The organism is Qipengyuania atrilutea, assembly GCF_013370205.1.
Classification (GTDB): Bacteria; Pseudomonadota; Alphaproteobacteria; order Sphingomonadales; family Sphingomonadaceae; genus Actirhodobacter; species Actirhodobacter atriluteus.
Genome location: NZ_JABWGV010000016.1, coordinates 1 through 1,225, shown reverse-complemented (window position 1 = coordinate 1,225; position 1,225 = coordinate 1). Strand labels below are relative to the sequence as shown.

The following is a 1,225-nucleotide window of genomic DNA, read 5'->3' as shown; positions in this document are numbered from 1 at the left end:
AACTGCTTGGACGCGGATATCCAATACCGCGCTTACCCTATCCTCCTGCGTCCCCCCATTGCTCAAATGGTGAGGAGGTGGTACAGGAATATCAACCTGTTGTCCATCGCCTACGCCTTTCGGCCTCGGCTTAGGTCCCGACTAACCCTGAGCGGACGAGCCTTCCTCAGGAAACCTTAGGCATTCGGTGGAGGGGATTCTCACCCCTCTTTCGCTACTCATACCGGCATTCTCACTTCTAAGCGCTCCACCAGTCCTTCCGGTCTGGCTTCACAGCCCTTAGAACGCTCTCCTACCACTGTTCGAAGAACAGTCCGCAGCTTCGGTGATACGTTTAGCCCCGGTACATTTTCGGCGCAGAGTCACTCGACCAGTGAGCTATTACGCACTCTTTAAATGGTGGCTGCTTCTAAGCCAACATCCTGGTTGTCTAAGCAACTCCACATCCTTTTCCACTTAACGTATACTTTGGGACCTTAGCTGGCGGTCTGGGCTGTTTCCCTTTCGACTACGGATCTTATCGCTCGCAGTCTGACTCCCAAGGATAAGTCATTGGCATTCGGAGTTTGACTGAATTCGGTAACCCGGTAGGGGCCCCTAGTCCAATCAGTGCTCTACCTCCAAGACTCTTACCTTGAGGCTAGCCCTAAAGCTATTTCGGAGAGAACCAGCTATCTCCAGGTTCGATTGGCATTTCACCCCTACCCACACCTCATCCCCGCACTTTTCAACGTGCGTGGGTTCGGGCCTCCATTCAGTGTTACCTGAACTTCACCCTGGACATGGGTAGATCACCTGGTTTCGGGTCTACGACCACGTACTCATGCGCCCTATTCAGACTCGCTTTCGCTGCGGCTCCGCATCTTCTGCTTAACCTTGCACGGGATCGTAACTCGCCGGTTCATTCTACAAAAGGCACGCCATCACCCGTTAACGGGCTCTGACTACTTGTAGGCACACGGTTTCAGGATCTCTTTCACTCCCCTTCCGGGGTGCTTTTCACCTTTCCCTCACGGTACTGGTTCACTATCGGTCACTAGGGAGTATTTAGCCTTGCGAGATGGTCCTCGCGGGTTCCGACGGGGTTTCACGTGTCCCGCCGTACTCAGGATCCTGAACAGAGAGTGTGACGTTTCGTCTACGGGGCTTTCACCCTCTATGGCACAGCTTACCAAAGTGCGACGTAGTCGCAACAGTTGGGAAGCTGTGCCATAGAGGGTGAAAG

At 53.7% G+C, this 1,225-nt stretch carries 1 rRNA gene; it reads right to left on the bottom strand.

The window, feature by feature from the left end:
* Nucleotides 1-1,225 (bottom strand): 23S ribosomal RNA (locus HUV48_RS14275); the annotation flags it as partial.